Here is a 15,537-nt window from a genome sequence, read left to right on the forward strand (position 1 = left end):
CACAGTGATCACTCTCCAATCGTTGAGTGTTCACTTTTCGACCGCCGCTACTGTTCAGTTTTCAAGCGTCGCCGACACCGAACGCACCGGATGCCGGTTGTAACCGGAACAGATCCCGTACACGGCCGGTTGCGGGGCGCGAGGAGTCCCTTCGTCGTCCTCGCGATGCGGTGCCCTCGGCCATGCGCCGACCCTATCCGACAGGACTCAGCAAATCCCTCTTCGATTGTCGCCGAGGGATCGGCTGCGTGTCAGCACCTCGAAAGCGGCGGTTGATCGCGGATGACGCAACCACGTCCGGGTCGACGGGCGCAGCGGTCTCGATCGGCAGTCATGGATCATGACCGAGCAACCCCGACCCCGCTCCCGCGACCGGCTCACGAAGATCTCAGGGCGGGTTTCGACCGACTGCCTCGCAGCCGTGCGGATGTGGCTGGGTGACTTCCTCGACCCTGACCACCTCCGGCAATCGCCGCCAGGTGCGTCCGGCGCTCGCCCGACCGCGACCCGGGATCAGTCCCCGGAGGAATCCTCGGCCGGGCGGTCGTCCTCATCCGTGGTGTCCGGCTCCTCCGGGGCGCCGCCGGAAGCGGTGTCGGCCTCCTCGTTCCCGGCGGGCGTCCCCTGCGTGTTCTGCGCGTCGCTGTCCATGCCATCCATATGACGCCCCCGACGGCGGATGCGCCACGGGTTGACAGCGTGGGCACGGCGGTCGCACCGCGACGCTCGTCTCGCGCGGTCGAGGCCGCCGCAGGGCGCGGCCCCGGGGTCGACCACCGCCGGAACACCCGCTCGACCGGCCCCGAGCGGCGCGCCCTGCGGCCGCCCGCGACACTCGGTACCATGCCGCGCATGACCATACGACTCGAGAACGTCGGGATCGCGGTGCGGGATCTCGAGGCGACGATCGCGTTCTTCACGGATCTCGGACTCGAGGTCGTCGGCCGCGACGAGGTGAGCGGGGAATGGACCGACACCGCGGTCGGCCTCGACGGCAACCACGCTCGCATCGCGATGCTCGAGGCTCCGGACGGTTCGGGTCGGCTCGAGCTCTTCGAGTACCTGGACGACCTCGCCATCGAGACGTCGCCGACCCTCCCGAACGAGATCGGCATGCACCGCGTGGCGTTCTCGGTGGACGACCTCGACGAGGCCCTCGAGATCGCCGCCCGGCACGGCTGCCGTCCGCTCCGCGGCGTGGCCGACTACCAGGGCGTCTACCGGCTCACCTACGTGCGCGGTCCCAGCGACATCATCGTCATGCTCGCCCAGGCGCTCGAGGCGGACGCGGGCTGACGGCGGGCCTTGCGAGCGCCGTCGGATCGCTTGCCGCCGACCCGCAGCGCGGGCACGCTGCGGCCATGAACGAGTTGCTCATCGGATACGCGCGCGTATCCACGCACGATCAGGACCTCACCGTGCAGCGTGAGGCCCTCGAGCGTCTCGGCGTCACGCCCGAGCGCATCTACACCGACCAGGGGCTGACCGGCACCAACCGCGATCGACCCGGCCTGCGTCAGGCGATGGCCGCATGCCGCGACGGCGACACGTTCGTGGTCACGAAGCTCGACCGCCTCGCCCGCTCGCTCAAGGATGCCCGCGACATCGTCGACGAACTGACGGCGAAGCGCGTGAAGCTGAACCTCGGAGGGTCGATCCACGACCCGAACGATCCGGTCGGGCGCCTGCTCTTCAACGTCCTTGCGATGGTCGCGGAGTTCGAGTCCGACCTGATCCGAGCCCGCACCCGCGAGGGCATGCAGCTCGCCAAGGCCAAGGGTCGGCTGCGCGGCAGGGCGCCGAAGCTCACCGACGCGCAACAGGCGCTCCTGATGCAGGTCTACCGGGACGGGACCCACACGACCGCCGAGCTCGCGGCGATCTTCGCCGTGTCGCGGGCGACCGTCTACCGAACGGTGCACCGGAACGAACCCTGACCCACGGGTCCGAACGACGACGGATGGCGCGGCCGCTCCTCACCCTCGGCGGCGTGCCCGGCTCACACCCCGGCGAGCGGTCGCGCCGACGCGTACGCGTCGGGCAGGGTCGCGATCGTCGTGTCGTACACCCGGGCGGGGAAGGCCTCACCCGCGGCGGTCGGCCACGACGGGTCGGCGCCCGTGACGAAGGCGACGGCGTCGGCGTGCAGTCGGTCGGCGAGCGCCTGGGGCGCGCGCGCGCCCGCGACCGCGGGCACGTGCGGGTCGGCGAGCACGTCGAACAGGAACGGCACGTCCAGGCAGTGCACCGCCGCACCCGAAACGGGCGATCGCCACGAGAAGCGGTACGCCCACGTCGCAGCTGGGGCGCCGCCATCCGCCGCCGCCACGGCCGCACCGAGTTCGCGTGCGGCGACCGTGCGAACGAGGGGAGCCCGGAAGACGTGGTCGCTCACGTACCGGCCGAGCACCGCGGCCGTGCCGTGCAGGTGCTCGCCGCGGTTCGCCTCGAGCCACTCCGAACGCCGCGGCTCGACGAGGCCGAGGCGCTTCAGCGCGGCCGCGCGCGACACCCACCGCAGACGGGTCGAGGCCTCGCGGAACGCGGACGCGAACTCGTCGTCGGCGGTGCCGAGCACCAGCGGGACGGCTGCCCCGACCCCCGCCGCGATCGAGGTCGGCGTCTTCGCCGGCACGAGCTCCCCGTCGACGACCGGTCCCAGCGGCAGGCCGGCGGCGACGAGCTCGGCGCCGCCCCCGCGAGCGCCCCGAGCCGGGCGCATCGCCTCGCGCTGCAGGTTCAGTACGCGCTCCTCCGGTAGCGATCGCATGCCGTCGAGGTCGGGGCGGATGCCGCCGAGCTCGCCGATCCGAGCGGCGAAGGCCTTCGCCCGCTCGAGCGACACGTCGGCGAGGGCCGGCGAGACCGCCCACACGCGGTGGAACAGGCCCTGCGCCCGCGACATCCCGAGCAGGGTGAGCACCGCGCCGCCGCCGGCCGACTGTCCGGCGATCGTCACGCGCCCCGGGTCGCCGCCGAAGGCCGGGATGTTCGCGCACACCCATTCGAGCGCGAGCAGCCAGTCGAGCACGCCCCGGTTCGCGGGCGCGCCGTCGATCCATCCGAACCCGTCGAACCCGAGGCGGTACGAGACGTTCACGGTGACCACGCCGTCGCGGTTGAACGTGCGGCCGTCGTACCACGGGCTCGCGGGCGAGCCAGCGACGTAGCCGCCGCCGTGGAACCAGACGAGCACCGGCAGGCCGGAGTCGGTGGCGGACGCCGGACCGGGCGACGGCGTGAACACGTCGACGTTGAGCGTCGCGTCGCCCGGCACCGAGGGTTCGGGGATCAGGGTGACGCCGGGGTCGCCGCGCTGCGCGGTCGGCCCGTGCTCGAGCGCGTCGCGGACGCCGTCCCAGGGCCGGGCGGGTTCGGGCGCGGCGAACCGGAGGTCGCCCACCGGCGCCTCGGCGAAGGGGATGCCGAGGAAGGCCGCCGAGGCGTGCGCGTCGTCGGGCGCTCCGCGCCATCGCCCGCGCACCACCCCGGCGCTCGTCGTCACGTCGACGGTGCATTCGGGCTCGGCCACGGCGTCTCCTCGGGTCAGGCGTCGGTCGGTGCGGGCGGCGGCTCGAGCAGGCGGAGCATCGCCGCGACGTGCTCGGCCATCTCGACGCTCGGATCCATGAGCCACTGCACCTGCAGTCCGTCGGCGGCCGCGAGCAGCAGCGTGGCCGCCCGGTCGGCCTCGAGGTCGGCGCGCACCGTGCCCTCGGCCTGCAGGCGACGGAGGTCGGCGGCGACGAGGTCGCGGAGGGTGCGCGTGCGCTCGGCGAAGAACGCGTGCGCCGGGTGCGCGGCATCCGTGGCCTCCGCCGACAGGCGGACGTACAGCTGGATCAGGCCGGGGACCTCGGCGTTCCGGCCGATGATCCGCCGGAAGCCCTCGAAGGTGGAGGTCGCTTCGATCTCCTCCCGCGCTCGGGCGAGGTCGAGTTCGTCGCGCTTGCGCAGCACCGCGGCGAACAGCTCCTCCTTGGAGCCGAAGTAGTGCAGCAGGCCCGCCTGGCTGAGGCCGACGGCGTCGGCGAGCTCGCGGACCGACGCCCGCCCGTAGCCGTGCAGGGCGATGACGTCGAGCGCCGCGGCGAGGATCTCCTCGCGCTTCGCGACGCCCTTCGTGTACGCCCCCCGCCGTGCCATGCCTCGATCCTAGGTTGCTCGGCACGAGCGGCTCGTCAAGGGGTTGGGGGCGGATGCCTCGCGGCGTAGCCTCGCGAACGGACGACCCCCATGCGGTCGTCGTGCCCGGACCGTGAGGAGGACGCATGCCGAAGACTGCCGGTGACCGCGCCGCGCGACGCGACGCCAAGCGCGCGGTGAAGGAGGCCGAACGAGCCGAGAAGCAGGCCCGCAAGCTCGCGAAGTCGCTGCCCGAACCCGCGCAGTCGCGGGTGAAGGCCGTGGCATCCGCGGAGAAGCGCCGCATCGGCGTCGTCAAGCACGATGCCGACCGGGTGCCGTACGCCGCCCGGCGGGCCGCGAAGCGGTCGTCGGCCCGGCTCGAGCGCGTCTCGGTCCGCTACGGCAGCGCCGGCGGGCGTGCCTCGTCGGCCGACGCGTCGCGCAAGGGCGGGCCGGCGAAGTCCATCGAGCGGCAGCGCAAGCAGGTGAAGCGCCCGTCGAGCATGGCGATCGTGAGCGGCTTCCGCACCCTGTTCGCGACGATCACGACGCCGACCGACAAGGAGCGAGCGCGCAAGACCGCCAAGGAGCGCGTGCGACGGATGGAGCGGAGGGGCTGACATGGCGATCCGGCTGAACGAACCTGCGCTGCGCCAGGCCCGTCGGCTCGTGCGTGACGGCGCGGTCGTCCGCGACGAGCGCGACGACTGGAGCGAGCACGCGCCGAGCGCGGACGACGAGAACCGGTACGTCGAGCGGGAGGGCTGGACCGAGTTCCGGCACTGGCACCTCGGCATCGACGACGACGAGAACGACGAGACGAAGGGGGCGTACTCGTTCCCCTACGGCGACTTCTCGAAGGTGCATCGATGCGCGGTGATCTCGCTCGAGAGCCGCGCCGGCCAGTACGACCACGACGAGATCCGCGACGCCGCGCGGAAGCTCCTCGAACTGATCGACGAGTCCCAGTGACCCGGCCCGGGCGACGTCCGCGCGTCACCGGATCGTAAGGAAGCACCTCGATCCGGCGCTGCGGGGGACGGGCAGGGTTGAGCCATGGGGACGGTGGGGGTCATCGGCGGCACCGGGCTCGCCGCGCTCGTCGACGGCGAGGTCCGCGAGCGGGCCACGCCGTTCGGGCCGGCGACCGTGACGATCGGCGGCCTCGGCGGTCGTGAGGTGGCGTTCCTCGCCCGGCACGGCGATGGCCACACCATCCCTCCGCACCGCATCAACGCGCGCGCGAACGCGTGGGCGCTCGCCGATCTCGGCGTGCGCGCCGTGGTCTCGACGGCGGCGGTCGGCTCGCTCCGCGCCGCCTTCCCGACGCAGTCGTGGGCGATCCCCGACCAGTTGCTCGACCGCACGTGGGGCCGCGCCGACACGTTCTACGACGGATCGCTCGTGCGGCACCTGCCGTTCGCCGAGCCGTTCTGCCCCGAACTGCGTCGCATCGCGATCAGGGCGGTGCCGGATGCCGCGGGGCGGGCCACCGTCGCCGTGATCCAGGGTCCGCGGTTCTCGACGCGAGCCGAGGCATCCGTGCTGCGCGACGCCGGCGCCGACCTCGTCAACATGACCCTCTGCCCCGAGGTCGCGCTCGCCGCCGAACTCGGCATGGGCACCGTGACGCTGTGCCTCGTGACCGACACCGACACCGGGCACGTCGACGGCGACCCCGACGCCGTCACCGCCGAGCTGGTGTTCCGCCGCCTCGCCGAGGCGCGCCCGCGCGTGCTCGCCGCGCTCGGGCGCATCGTCGGCGCGATCCCGACCGACTACATGCCGCGCGAACTCATCGACGCCGACGCGATCGCGCAGGTGCTCGCCCTCCCGGTGAGACCATGAAGGTCCTCGTCACCGGCGGCGCCGGATTCATCGGCGGCGAGGTCGTCCGGGCGGCGCTCGGGCGCGGCGACGCCGTGCGGGTGCTCGACTCGCTGCGCCCCGACGTGCATGCAGCACCCGCACCGCGCCCGGAGGGCGTCGAGCTCGTGCACGGCGACGTGCGCGATCCGGTCGTGCTCGACCGCGCGGTCGCCGGGGTCGAGGTCGTGTTCCACGAGGCGGCGAAGGTCGGGCTGGGCGTCGACCTGCAGGACGCGCCCGACTACGCGGCGACCAACGTGCACGGCACGGCCGAGGTCATCGCGGCGATGGCCCGCGCCGGCGCCGACCGGCTGGTCCTGGCGTCGTCGATGGTGGTCTACGGCGAGGGGGCCTACCGCGACGCCGAGGGGCGGCGCCGGCGGCCCGCCGCACGAACCGTCGCCGACCTGGACGCCGGCCGGTTCGAGCCGCGCGACCCCGCCACGGGGCATCCGCTCGTGCCCGACCTGGTCGACGAGGACGACGCGCTCGATCCGCGGAACGTCTACGCGCTCACGAAGCTCGCGCAGGAGCATCTCGTCGCGACGTGGGCGCGCTCGACGGGCGGACGGGCCGTCCTGCTGCGGTACCACAACGTCTACGGGCCGCGGATGCCGCGCGACACCCCCTATGCCGGTGTCGCCGCGATCTTCCGCTCGGCGCTCGCGCGCGGCGAGCCGCCGAGGGTCTTCGAGGACGGCGCGCAGCGCCGCGACTTCGTGCACGTGACGGATGTCGCCGCCGCCAACCTCGCGGCCGCGGACGCGCTCCCCGGCATGCCCGCGGGCACGGCGCGTCCCTTCAACGTCGGGTCGGGCGTCGTCACGACCGTCGGGGGACTCGCCGCCGGGCTCGCCCGCGCGATGGGCGGGCCCGAGCCCGTCGTCACGGGGGAGTATCGGCTCGGCGACGTCCGGCACATCACCGCGTCGTCGGCTCGCGCGCGGTCGGAGCTCGACTGGGCGCCGCGCGTGGCGCTCGCGGACGGGCTGGCGGAGTTCGCCGCCGCCGAGGTCGCCGGAACCGAGGGAGCCGCCCGATGACGGCCGGGCGCCACGCACCCGCACGCGTCGACCTCGTGCTTCCCTGCCTCGACGAGGAACGCGCGCTGCCGTGGGTGCTCGGCCGGCTCCCCGACGGCGTCCGCGCGATCGTCGTCGACAACGGATCGACGGACCGCTCGGCCGAGGTCGCCCGCGACCACGGCGCCACGGTGGTGCGCGAACCCCGGCGCGGATTCGGCGCGGCCGCGAACGCGGGACTCGAGGCGGCGACGGCGCCGTTCGTCGCGTTCTGCGACGCCGACGCCTCCCTCGACCCGGCAGAGCTGCCGCGCCTGCTGCTCCCGGTCGAGCGCGGCGACGCCGACCTCGTGCTCGGGCGTCGTCGACCGACGACCGGTTCGGCGTGGCCCGTGCACGCGAGGTTCGCCAACCGCGTGCTCGCCGCCCGCATGTCGCGTCGGACGGGCGTGCGGCTGCACGACCTCGGTCCCATGCGGGTCGCCGTCACCGCGCGACTCCAGGGGCTCGGCATCCGCGACCGGCGCAGCGGCTACCCGCTCGAGATGGTGCTGCGCGCCGCGGTGCACGGATGGCGCATCCGCGAGCTCGACGTGCCCTACCTCCCCCGCGAGGGCCGTTCGAAGGTGACCGGCACGGTCCGCGGCACCGTCACGGCGGTCGGCGACATGTCCCGCATCTTCCGGGAGGTCCACGCGTGACCGCCGTCGCCGTCATCGCGAAGGAGTGCCGGCCGGGTCGCGTGAAGACCCGGCTCACCCCGCCGTTCACGCCCGAGCAGGCGGCGGCACTCGCCGCAGCGGCCCTCGACGACACGCTGGATGTCGTCGGCGCGCTCGCCGTCGACCGGCGCGTGCTCTACTTCGACGGCGACGCCGTGCCCGCAGGCGCCGCGGGGTTCGACCTGCTCGCCCAGCCGCCCGGCGAGCTCGACGAGCGGCTCGCGCACCTGTTCGACGTGATGGACGAGCCGACGCTGCTCGTCGGCATGGACACGCCGCAGCTGACGCCGGCCCTCGTCGCGGCCGCGCTCGACCTCGACGACCGCCCGGCGGGTCGCGCGGTGAGCGGCGGGCCGCCCGCGGCGCCGATGCGCGAGGGACCCGATGGGTCGCCCACGCCCGACGCCTGGCTCGGCCCGGCCGCCGACGGCGGCTTCTGGGCGCTCGCGATGCGGAACCCCGACGGCGGGGTGATCCGCGGCGTGCCGATGTCGCGCGATGACACCGGACGGCGCCAGCTCGAACGGCTCGAGGCGGCCGGGCTGATCGTCGGGCTGCTCGGCGAGCTCACCGACGTCGACACGGCGAGCTCCGCGGCATCCGTCGCCCTGGCAGCCCCGGGCACGCGGTTCGCGAGGCTGCACCGCGAACTCGCGGGAGGACGGCCATGAGCGCGCCGCCGTTCGGCGGAGGTCGCGGCGAACCCTACGTGCGGCTGCTCGCCGGACAGGACATCGCGACCCTCTCGCTGCGCGGCGCCGACGGCGACACCCACCGGCTCGACGCCGGCAGCTGGGTGCGACCGGCCGGCGCCGCCGACCTGACCGTCCTCGACCGGGCCCGCGGGCCGCTCCTCGACGTCGGCTGCGGGCCCGGCCGCATGCTGCACGCCGCCGGCGCGCGCTCCCTGCCCGCGCTCGGTATCGACGTCGTACCGCACGCCGTGGCACGAGCGCGCCTCGCCGGCGGGCTCGCACTCCGGCGGTCGGTGTTCGACCGGCTTCCGCTCGAGGGTCGCTGGCGGAGCGTGCTGCTCATGGACGGCAACATCGGCATCGGCGGCGACCCGGCTGCGTTGCTGCGTCGATGCGCCGAGCTGCTCACGTGGGGTGGGGAGGTGCTCGTCGAGGTCGACGCCGAGCCCGACCTCTCCGTCGTCGGCCGCGTCACGCTCGTCGACGACGGCGGACGCGAGAGCTCGCCGTTCCCGTGGGCCCGCGTCGGTTGGTCGGCGGCCGTCGCCCTGGCCGCCGACGCAGGGCTCGCCGTCGCCGAGCACTGGGACGCCGCGGGCCGTCACTTCGTGCGCGCGGCGCGATCCGTGCGACGGACCGCCGTGCGCGAGACGCGCAGCGCGATCGCGGCGACGACCAGCAGCGCGGCCCAGATGACCGCGAGCGCGATGCCGTAGGAACCGACGAGGATCGTCGGGTTCGGGTTGCCGAGCATCGAGGCGACGAGCGCGGGCACCGTGATCGCGGTCAGGACGGCGCCGACGACCAGCGCCCCCTGCGCGACCGCGACCCCGCGATCACCTCGTCCCAGCCGGTCGCGCACCCGCGCGGCACCGAGGCCGAACGCGACGACGACCGGCGCGACCACGCCGTCGTGCAGCAGGATCGCCGCTCCCACCCACACCCCGATGCCGAGCCATCGCGACGGTGCGATCTCGGTGAGCACCAGGAATACGCCGAACGCGGCGAGCCCGAGCCCGATCGCGATGAGGATGCCGCGAGCCGCCCTCATACGGTCACCTCGATCCGGCGCAGCCACTTCGTCTGCATGACGCCGGGGCGTCCCGGGGCGATCACGCGCGCGGGGAATCCGTGGTCGACGTGCAGCGTGCCGCCGTTCAGCTCCAGCGCGACCAGGGTGAGCGGATCGCGCGCGTACTGCGGCGGCATCTCGGTGCGGGCGAACGCGCCGCGCTCCTGGAGACTCTCGAACCGGACGGGTTCGGTCGGCTCCGCGGCATCCGCCGCGGCCAGCAGGTCGACGAGCCGGACGCCGCGCCACCTCGCCGACTGGCTCCAGCCCTCGACGCACGCGATCGGCAGGACCGCCTCGGTCTGCGGCAGCGCACGCAGTTCGTCGAGCGTGAAGTCGCGCGAGCCCGACGGCGTCGCCACGGTGAGCACCCAGCCTGGCGCGACGGCGGTCTCGGTGACGCCCGCCTGCGCGGCCGTGCGGTTGATCGGCAGGCCCTGCGGTCCCACGCCCATCCGTCGCGGCGCGAGCACGTTGAGCGGTGCGAGCGCCGGCACCGCCTGGCCCGCGGTGAGGGCGACGGCGGATGCCGCGGCCGCACCGACCCCGGCGAGGAAGCCGCGACGCGACACGAACCGTCCCGCGGCATCCGGTCGGTCGCCCTCGGGCCGCCGCCAGACCTTTGCGATCACGGGCAGCTTCACGCCGAGGTGGATCGCGAGCGACCCGACGAGCACCCATGCGAGCGCGAAGTGCGTGGCGCGGAACGGGAAGGGGAACGCGTACCACTGCACGAGGTTCATCAGCCCGATCGTCACCTCGACCAGCGAGACGCCGACGAGCACCGCGATCGACGCGCGCTCCAGGACGTGCGCCACCGACCGCACGGGCGGCCAGGCGAACAGGCGCGGGTAGACGGTCCAGAGCTTGGCGAGCAGCAGCGGCACGGCCGCGGTGCCGGCGATCACGTGCACGCCCTGCGTCCACCGGTACAGCTCGACGGGCCGGGACGGCATCGGAAGCCACGGCAGCGGGTCCTGCAGCAGGTGGCTGTAGACGCCCGTGGCGAAGCAGACGAGGAACGCGGCGCCGAGCAACCGCCCCACGACGACCGCCGTGCGCGGCGACTTCACCCGAGGATCGGAGGCCGCGCCGTGCGCGGCGCCGGCGAGCGGCTCGAGTCGCTCGGCGATCCGGGCCGAGGCGCGTTCGGTGAAGCCGGCCATGGCTCCAGTCGACCACCGCGGCGCGACGGACGCGAGGGGCGGAGCTTACGGTTCGCGGACGCGCGTGCACGGGCTCGTTCCGCGGGTTCCGACTTCCGTAAGAAGTCCACCCCTGCCCGTCCGTGCACCCGCTCCGTAGGGTCGAAGGGTGCAGCTCGAACCGGAGGGTCCCGGCGCCGAGAGTGCGCGCGCGGCATCCGCTGCGCGACGGCGCACCCTGGTCGTCGTCGCGCCCTGGATCGGCCTCGTCGTCGCCCTCGCCCTCATCGCGCTCGCGATGATCGTGCCGCCGCTCCTCGGCCAGGACATGAACATCCGGTCGTTCCCGCCGCTGCACGCCGAGTGGATGCCGCGGCTCGGGCCGGGCACGCTGCCGGCCGTGCTCCTCGCGGTCGCCGCGGCCGTCTGGGGCGTGCCGCTCGCGCGGCGGCTCCGCTGGGGCGCGCTGCTCGGCGTCGTCTACGCCGCCGCCGTCGCGTGGATGGTCGCCCTCGCGACCGTCGACGGCTGGGACGGGATCGGGCGGATCCTCGAGCACCGGTACGAGTACCTCGGCACGGCGCGTGCGGTCACGGACTTCGGTGCGACCCTCCGCGACTACGTCGCGCACATCCCGCTCGACTCGGAGGACAACTGGCCGGTGCACATCGCCGGGCACCCGCCGGGCGCACTGCTGTTCTTCGTCGTGCTCGTCCGCCTCGGGCTCGGCGGCGGTCTCGCGGCCGGGTTCGCCGTGCTCATCGTGGGCGCGACGGCGGCACTCGCGGTGCTCACGCTCCTCCGCCGGTTCGGGGCGGAGGACACCGCCCGCCGCTCCGCGCCGTTCCTCGCGATGGGGCCCGCGGCGATCTGGTTCGCGGTGTCGGCCGACGGCATGTTCGCCGCCGTCGCCGCGTGGGGCCTGTGCGCGCTCGGGTTCGCGGCGACCGCGCGGGCCCGTGCGCAGGAGGCCGGCGACGGCCGGGCGGGTGTTCGCGGCACGGGCTCGACGGTGGTGTGGAGTGTGCTCGCCGGCCTGCTCCTGGGGTACTGCGTGATGATGTCGTACGGCCTGCCGATCCTCGGGATCCTGGCCCTCGCCGTGCTCGCGCTCGGCCGCGACTGGCGGCCGCTGCCGATCGCAGCGCTGGCCGCGCTCGGCGTCGTGCTCGTCTTCGCCGCGTCCGGCTTCGCCTGGTGGGAGGCGTTCCCCGTGCTCGTCGAGCGCTACTGGGACGGCGTCGCGAGCCGACGCCAGTTCACCTACTGGGTCTGGGGCAACCTCGCCGCGCTCTCGATCAGTGCCGGGCCGCTCCTGGGTGCGGCGATCGCGACGACGGCGGCGCGCGCGACCGGATGGCGGGCCGAGGCCCCCGCCGAGCGCGTCGTGATCGTGCTCGCGCTCGCCGCGGCGGCCACGATCGTCGCCGCCGACCTCTCGCAGATGAGCAAGGCCGAGGTCGAGCGCATCTGGCTGCCCTTCGTTCCGTGGCTCCTCGTCGGCACCGCCCTCCTCACCGAGCGCTGGCGTCGCGCCGGGTTCGCCGGCCAGCTCGCGTTCGCGCTCGTCGTGCAGCACCTGCTCGTCACGAGCTGGTGAGCACCGCCCCGCGTGCTCGTCAGCGGCGTTCCTCGGCGACCGCGTTGCCGCCGTCGACGGGGATGAGCTGGCCGGTCACGTACGACGCGCCGGGGCTGGCGAGCCACGCGATCGCCGACGCGACCTCGTCCGGCCGCCCGCTCCGGCCGACCGGCACGAGCAGGCCCTCCTCGGCCTCGCTCGGAAGCTGGCTCGCGGTCGCGATCCAGCCGGGCGCCACGGCGTTCGCGGTGATCCCGGACAGCGCCTCGTCGACGGCGAGCGCGCGGACGTACCCGAGCATGCCGGCCTTCGCGGTCGCGTACCCGACGTCGCCGCGCGAGGCCATGAGCGGCCCCGACACGCTGGATACGCAGACGACCCGCCCCCACCCGGTCTCGCGCATGCCCGGGAGCATCGCGCGGGTCAGCAGGAACGCCGTCGTGAGGTTCATGGCGAGGCCCGCATTCCAGTCGGCGAGCGTCATCGTCGCGTCGCCGTGCAGCATCTCCGGGTCGCCGGTCGCGATCATGCCGGCGTTGTTGACGACGATGGTGGGGCGGATGCCTCCTGCCGCGAGCTCCGCGGCGAGGTCGTCGACCTGCTCCTCGAGGTCGAGCCGGGCGATCATCGCGGTGGCGGTGATGCCGAGGCGCCGCAGCTCCTCGGCGCGCTCGTGCACGCGCTCGCTCGTCGCGGTGAGCACGACGCCCGCGCCCAGCTCGCCGAGCGCCCGCGCCGTCGCGAAGCCGATGCCCTCGGGGCTGCCGGCGCCGCTCACGATGGCGACGCGTCCGTCGAGGTTCCACGCGCTGGGAAGGTCCATGGCGTCATCCTAGGCACGCGGGCGACCGCGTCGGCAGGGGCGGGTCCGCGGACCGGCCGGCTCCGCGGACCCGCCCCTCCGCGGACCGGCCGAGTGCGGTCACGCGGTCAGGGCAGCGGAACGACGCACGCGGGTGCAGTCAGCTCGAGCGCGCCTCGGGCGGCGCCCGTCACCAGGTCGAGCTCGACGAGCGCATTCCCCTCCTGCGCCGCAACGACGACCGTGCGGTCGTCGAGGTGCGCGTGATGGCGCGGCCAGGCTGCGCCGATCGGGAGTTCCGCCGCGAGCCGCGGGTGCGCGGCATCCGTCGCCTCGAACACCGAGACGGTGTCGCGGCCCCGGACGAGCGCCGTGAAGAGGCGCCCCGACGGCGCGCGATCGAGGTGCGAAGGCTGCACGACCCGGCCGTCGGCCCCCGACCCGCCCTCGGCGGGCGGTGCCGCCGCCGGCTCGGTCCCGCTCGGCGCGACGTTCGCGGCGTCGAGCTCGAAGGTGTGCAGGCGCCCGTCGAGCTCCCCGACGACGTGCAGCAGTCCGCCGCCGACGAGGAGATGCCGCGGGCCGGTGCCGGGCGGCAGCTCCAACGTGCGCACGATGCGGAGCGTCGGCGCCGCGGCATCCGTCACCCGTTCGACGACGAGCTCGTGGATCGCGTCGCCGCCGAGATCGCTCACCAGGTACGTGCCCCACGGCGTCGCCGCGAGCTGGTGCGCGTGCGGGGCCTCCTGCCGGTCGGCCACCGGACCTGTGCGATGCGGCAGCGCGAGCGTGACCGGTCGGCCCAGCTCGCCCGAGGGCTCGAACGGCACGGCCGTCACCGACCCGCCGGTGTAGTTGGCCACGAGGAGCACGCCGTGGTCGGCCGCGACGACGACGTGGCACGGGTCCGCCTCGCCGTGCACGACCGACGCGATCGGCACGAGCGAGGCGTGCGCGCCGTCGGCATCCGCGCCGTCGACCTCGCCGAGGTCGAGCCGGAGGCTCACCACCGACCCCGCGGCATCCTCGCCCACGGCGAACCAGACGTCGCCCGCCACGGCGAGGAACGACGCGTTCGACGCGGCCGCCGAGGTCACCACGCGCCATCCGCCCTCGGCGTCGCGCTCGACGAGGTGCACCGCGGGCCCGGCGCCGTCGGGCGTGTAGCACCCGACGGCGAACCGGCGCGGGGCGGCGGTCATCGCGCGACCGGCGTGCGGTCGGCGACCTGCTCGGCGGCCACGGCGACCGGGCGGGCGACCGGCACCAGGCGGGTGAGCTGCGTCACGTGCTTGGGCTCGAGCTCGTCGAGCGTCGCGACCTCGAGCAGCTTCATCGTGCGCACGACCTCGTTCCGGAGGATCTCGATCGTCTTGTCCACGCCGCGGCGGCCGCCGGCCATCAGGCCGTAGAGGTAGGCACGACCGATGAGCGTGAAGCGCGCGCCGAGCGCGATGGAGGCCACGATGTCGGCGCCCGACATGATGCCCGTGTCGAGGTGCACCTCCAGGTCGCCGCCGACCTCGCGCACGACGTCGGGCAGCAGCAGGAACGGCACGGGCGCCCGGTCGAGCTGGCGGCCGCCGTGGTTCGAGAGCACGATGCCGTCGACGCCGCGGTCGGCGAGGAGCTTCGCGTCCTCCACGGTCTGCACGCCCTTGACGACGATCTTCCCCGGCCAGATGCCGCGGATCACGTCGAGGTCGTCGAACGAGATCGTGGGGTCCATGGCGGAGTCGAGCAGCTCGCCGACCGTGCCGCCGGTCGAGGAGAGCGAGGCGAACTCGAGCTTCGGCGTCGTGAGGAAGTTGATCCACCACTCCGGGCGCGGGATGGCGTTGATCACCGTGCCGAGCGTGAGCTGCGGCGGGATCGAGAAGCCGTTGCGCTTGTCGCGCAGGCGGGCGCCCGCGACGGGCGTGTCGACCGTGAAGAAGAGCGTGTCGAAGCCCGCGGCGGCGGCGCGCTCGGCGAGGCCGTACGAGATCTCGCGCTGCTTCATCACGTAGAGCTGGAACCAGTTGCGGCCGTTCGGGTTCGCGGCCTTCACGCCCTCGATCGAGGTCGTGCCGAGCGTCGACAGCGTGAAGGGGATGCCCGCGGCGCCGGCTGCGCCGGCGCCCGCCTCCTCGCCCTCCGTCTGCATCATGCGCGTGAAGCCGGTGGGCGCGATGCCGAACGGCAGGGCGCTCGGGCCGCCCAGCACCTCGCGGGAGGTGTCGACCTCGGGCACGTTCCGCAGGATCGACGGGTGGAACTCGATGTCGAGGAACGCCTGGCGAGCCCGCGCGAGCGAGATCTCGGCCTCGGCCGAGCCCTCGGTGTAGTCGAACGGCGCCTTCGGCGTGCGGCGCTTGGCGATCGCGCGCAGGTCGGCGATCGTGAGCGCCTGCTCGAGGCGTCGCTCGGTCGGGTTCAGGGTCGGCGTCTTGAACCTCATGAGCTCGGCGAGCTCGCGGGGGTTCGGCAACTGGCGCTGGACCATGTCGGTGCTCTCTTC

Annotated in this window: 18 protein-coding genes; 10 read left to right on the forward strand and 8 right to left on the reverse strand. The window is 74.3% G+C overall.

Going from position 1 to position 15,537, the window contains the following annotated elements; translation table 11 throughout:
• Window positions 1-513: 513 nt before the first annotated feature.
• Window positions 514-651 (reverse strand): hypothetical protein, encoded by a 138-nt coding sequence (locus tag ACQ393_RS16255; protein WP_430647901.1) that lies wholly within the window; start codon window positions 649-651, stop codon window positions 514-516.
• Window positions 652-852: 201 nt separating this feature from the next.
• Between ACQ393_RS16255 and ACQ393_RS16260 the strand changes: the two genes are divergently transcribed.
• Both ACQ393_RS16260 and ACQ393_RS16265 read left to right on the forward strand, forming a co-directional pair.
• Window positions 853-1,296: a VOC family protein gene (locus ACQ393_RS16260; protein ID WP_430647902.1), complete on the forward strand. Its 444-nt coding sequence runs from the start codon at window positions 853-855 to the stop codon at window positions 1,294-1,296.
• A gap of 65 nt (window positions 1,297-1,361) precedes the next feature.
• Window positions 1,362-1,937 carry a recombinase family protein gene (locus ACQ393_RS16265; RefSeq protein ID WP_430647903.1) on the forward strand — a complete coding sequence of 192 codons (576 nt, stop codon included), beginning with the start codon at window positions 1,362-1,364 and terminating at the stop codon, window positions 1,935-1,937.
• A 62-nt stretch (window positions 1,938-1,999) separates the two neighbouring features.
• On the opposite strand, the gene ACQ393_RS16270 is transcribed toward ACQ393_RS16265, so the two are convergent.
• Both ACQ393_RS16270 and ACQ393_RS16275 read right to left on the reverse strand, forming a co-directional pair.
• Complete coding sequence (locus ACQ393_RS16270) at window positions 2,000-3,532, reverse strand: carboxylesterase/lipase family protein (RefSeq protein ID WP_430647904.1); 1,533 nt, start codon at window positions 3,530-3,532, stop codon at window positions 2,000-2,002.
• A gap of 14 nt (window positions 3,533-3,546) precedes the next feature.
• The gene (locus ACQ393_RS16275) at window positions 3,547-4,146 is read right to left on the reverse strand and encodes a TetR/AcrR family transcriptional regulator (RefSeq protein ID WP_430647905.1); all 600 of its coding nucleotides are present in this window, start codon (window positions 4,144-4,146) and stop codon (window positions 3,547-3,549) included.
• Window positions 4,147-4,271: 125 nt separating this feature from the next.
• Between ACQ393_RS16275 and ACQ393_RS16280 the strand changes: the two genes are divergently transcribed.
• From ACQ393_RS16280 to ACQ393_RS16310, 7 genes are all read left to right on the forward strand, one after another.
• On the forward strand, window positions 4,272-4,748 hold the full coding sequence (locus ACQ393_RS16280) for a hypothetical protein (RefSeq protein ID WP_430647906.1): 477 nt from the start codon (window positions 4,272-4,274) through the stop codon (window positions 4,746-4,748).
• Window position 4,749: 1 nt separating this feature from the next.
• The gene (locus ACQ393_RS16285) at window positions 4,750-5,100 is read left to right on the forward strand and encodes a hypothetical protein (RefSeq protein ID WP_430647907.1); all 351 of its coding nucleotides are present in this window, start codon (window positions 4,750-4,752) and stop codon (window positions 5,098-5,100) included.
• Between the two features lie 84 nt (window positions 5,101-5,184).
• The gene (locus ACQ393_RS16290; protein ID WP_430647908.1) at window positions 5,185-5,976 is read left to right on the forward strand and encodes an MTAP family purine nucleoside phosphorylase; all 792 of its coding nucleotides are present in this window, start codon (window positions 5,185-5,187) and stop codon (window positions 5,974-5,976) included.
• Window positions 5,973-7,040, forward strand: a complete 1,068-nt coding sequence (locus ACQ393_RS16295) for an NAD-dependent epimerase/dehydratase family protein (protein WP_430647909.1) — start codon at window positions 5,973-5,975, stop codon at window positions 7,038-7,040. Before ACQ393_RS16290 ends, ACQ393_RS16295 begins: the two co-directional genes overlap by 4 nt.
• Window positions 7,037-7,720, forward strand: coding sequence for a glycosyltransferase family 2 protein (locus ACQ393_RS16300; RefSeq protein WP_430647910.1), 684 nt, complete (start codon window positions 7,037-7,039; stop codon window positions 7,718-7,720). The genes ACQ393_RS16295 and ACQ393_RS16300 overlap by 4 nt, the downstream gene beginning before the upstream one ends.
• Complete coding sequence (locus ACQ393_RS16305) at window positions 7,717-8,412, forward strand: TIGR04282 family arsenosugar biosynthesis glycosyltransferase (protein ID WP_430647911.1); 696 nt, start codon at window positions 7,717-7,719, stop codon at window positions 8,410-8,412. Before ACQ393_RS16300 ends, ACQ393_RS16305 begins: the two co-directional genes overlap by 4 nt.
• On the forward strand, window positions 8,409-9,152 hold the full coding sequence (locus ACQ393_RS16310; RefSeq protein ID WP_430647912.1) for a class I SAM-dependent methyltransferase: 744 nt from the start codon (window positions 8,409-8,411) through the stop codon (window positions 9,150-9,152). The genes ACQ393_RS16305 and ACQ393_RS16310 overlap by 4 nt, the downstream gene beginning before the upstream one ends.
• Here ACQ393_RS16310 and ACQ393_RS16315 read toward each other — a convergent pair.
• On the reverse strand, window positions 9,038-9,487 hold the full coding sequence (locus tag ACQ393_RS16315; protein ID WP_430647913.1) for a hypothetical protein: 450 nt from the start codon (window positions 9,485-9,487) through the stop codon (window positions 9,038-9,040). The genes ACQ393_RS16310 and ACQ393_RS16315 overlap by 115 nt on opposite strands.
• Window positions 9,484-10,674: a molybdopterin-dependent oxidoreductase gene (locus ACQ393_RS16320; protein ID WP_430647914.1), complete on the reverse strand. Its 1,191-nt coding sequence runs from the start codon at window positions 10,672-10,674 to the stop codon at window positions 9,484-9,486. The genes ACQ393_RS16315 and ACQ393_RS16320 overlap by 4 nt, the downstream gene beginning before the upstream one ends.
• A 148-nt stretch (window positions 10,675-10,822) precedes the next feature.
• On the opposite strand from ACQ393_RS16320, the gene ACQ393_RS16325 reads away from it, so the two are divergent.
• Window positions 10,823-12,253: a hypothetical protein gene (locus tag ACQ393_RS16325; protein ID WP_430647915.1), complete on the forward strand. Its 1,431-nt coding sequence runs from the start codon at window positions 10,823-10,825 to the stop codon at window positions 12,251-12,253.
• A 19-nt stretch (window positions 12,254-12,272) separates the two neighbouring features.
• Here ACQ393_RS16325 and ACQ393_RS16330 read toward each other — a convergent pair whose 3' ends face one another.
• From ACQ393_RS16330 to ACQ393_RS16340, 3 genes are all read right to left on the reverse strand, one after another.
• Entirely contained in the window at window positions 12,273-13,058 is a 786-nt protein-coding gene (locus ACQ393_RS16330; protein ID WP_430647916.1) for an SDR family NAD(P)-dependent oxidoreductase, read from the reverse strand.
• Window positions 13,059-13,165: 107 nt separating this feature from the next.
• Window positions 13,166-14,239, reverse strand: a complete 1,074-nt coding sequence (locus tag ACQ393_RS16335) for a lactonase family protein (RefSeq protein ID WP_430647917.1) — start codon at window positions 14,237-14,239, stop codon at window positions 13,166-13,168.
• Entirely contained in the window at window positions 14,236-15,522 is a 1,287-nt protein-coding gene (locus ACQ393_RS16340) for an alpha-hydroxy acid oxidase (protein WP_430647918.1), read from the reverse strand. The genes ACQ393_RS16335 and ACQ393_RS16340 overlap by 4 nt, the downstream gene beginning before the upstream one ends.
• Window positions 15,523-15,537 lie beyond the last annotated feature (15 nt).

Origin of the sequence: Agromyces sp. GXS1127 (assembly GCF_050565425.1) — a bacterium.
Lineage (GTDB): Bacteria > Actinomycetota > Actinomycetes > Actinomycetales > Microbacteriaceae > Agromyces.

Coding starts and splice junctions, on each gene's coding strand:
- ACQ393_RS16255 (WP_430647901.1), bottom strand. CDS start 651: ATGGACAGCGACGCGCAGAACACGCAGGGGACGCCCGCCGGGAACGAG.
- ACQ393_RS16260 (WP_430647902.1), top strand. CDS start 853: ATGACCATACGACTCGAGAACGTCGGGATCGCGGTGCGGGATCTCGAG.
- ACQ393_RS16265 (WP_430647903.1), top strand. CDS start 1,362: ATGAACGAGTTGCTCATCGGATACGCGCGCGTATCCACGCACGATCAG.
- ACQ393_RS16275 (WP_430647905.1), bottom strand. CDS start 4,146: ATGGCACGGCGGGGGGCGTACACGAAGGGCGTCGCGAAGCGCGAGGAG.
- ACQ393_RS16280 (WP_430647906.1), top strand. CDS start 4,272: ATGCCGAAGACTGCCGGTGACCGCGCCGCGCGACGCGACGCCAAGCGC.
- ACQ393_RS16285 (WP_430647907.1), top strand. CDS start 4,750: ATGGCGATCCGGCTGAACGAACCTGCGCTGCGCCAGGCCCGTCGGCTC.
- ACQ393_RS16290 (WP_430647908.1), top strand. CDS start 5,185: ATGGGGACGGTGGGGGTCATCGGCGGCACCGGGCTCGCCGCGCTCGTC.
- ACQ393_RS16295 (WP_430647909.1), top strand. CDS start 5,973: ATGAAGGTCCTCGTCACCGGCGGCGCCGGATTCATCGGCGGCGAGGTC.
- ACQ393_RS16300 (WP_430647910.1), top strand. CDS start 7,037: ATGACGGCCGGGCGCCACGCACCCGCACGCGTCGACCTCGTGCTTCCC.
- ACQ393_RS16310 (WP_430647912.1), top strand. CDS start 8,409: ATGAGCGCGCCGCCGTTCGGCGGAGGTCGCGGCGAACCCTACGTGCGG.
- ACQ393_RS16315 (WP_430647913.1), bottom strand. CDS start 9,487: ATGAGGGCGGCTCGCGGCATCCTCATCGCGATCGGGCTCGGGCTCGCC.
- ACQ393_RS16320 (WP_430647914.1), bottom strand. CDS start 10,674: ATGGCCGGCTTCACCGAACGCGCCTCGGCCCGGATCGCCGAGCGACTC.
- ACQ393_RS16330 (WP_430647916.1), bottom strand. CDS start 13,058: ATGGACCTTCCCAGCGCGTGGAACCTCGACGGACGCGTCGCCATCGTG.
- ACQ393_RS16335 (WP_430647917.1), bottom strand. CDS start 14,239: ATGACCGCCGCCCCGCGCCGGTTCGCCGTCGGGTGCTACACGCCCGAC.
- ACQ393_RS16340 (WP_430647918.1), bottom strand. CDS start 15,522: ATGGTCCAGCGCCAGTTGCCGAACCCCCGCGAGCTCGCCGAGCTCATG.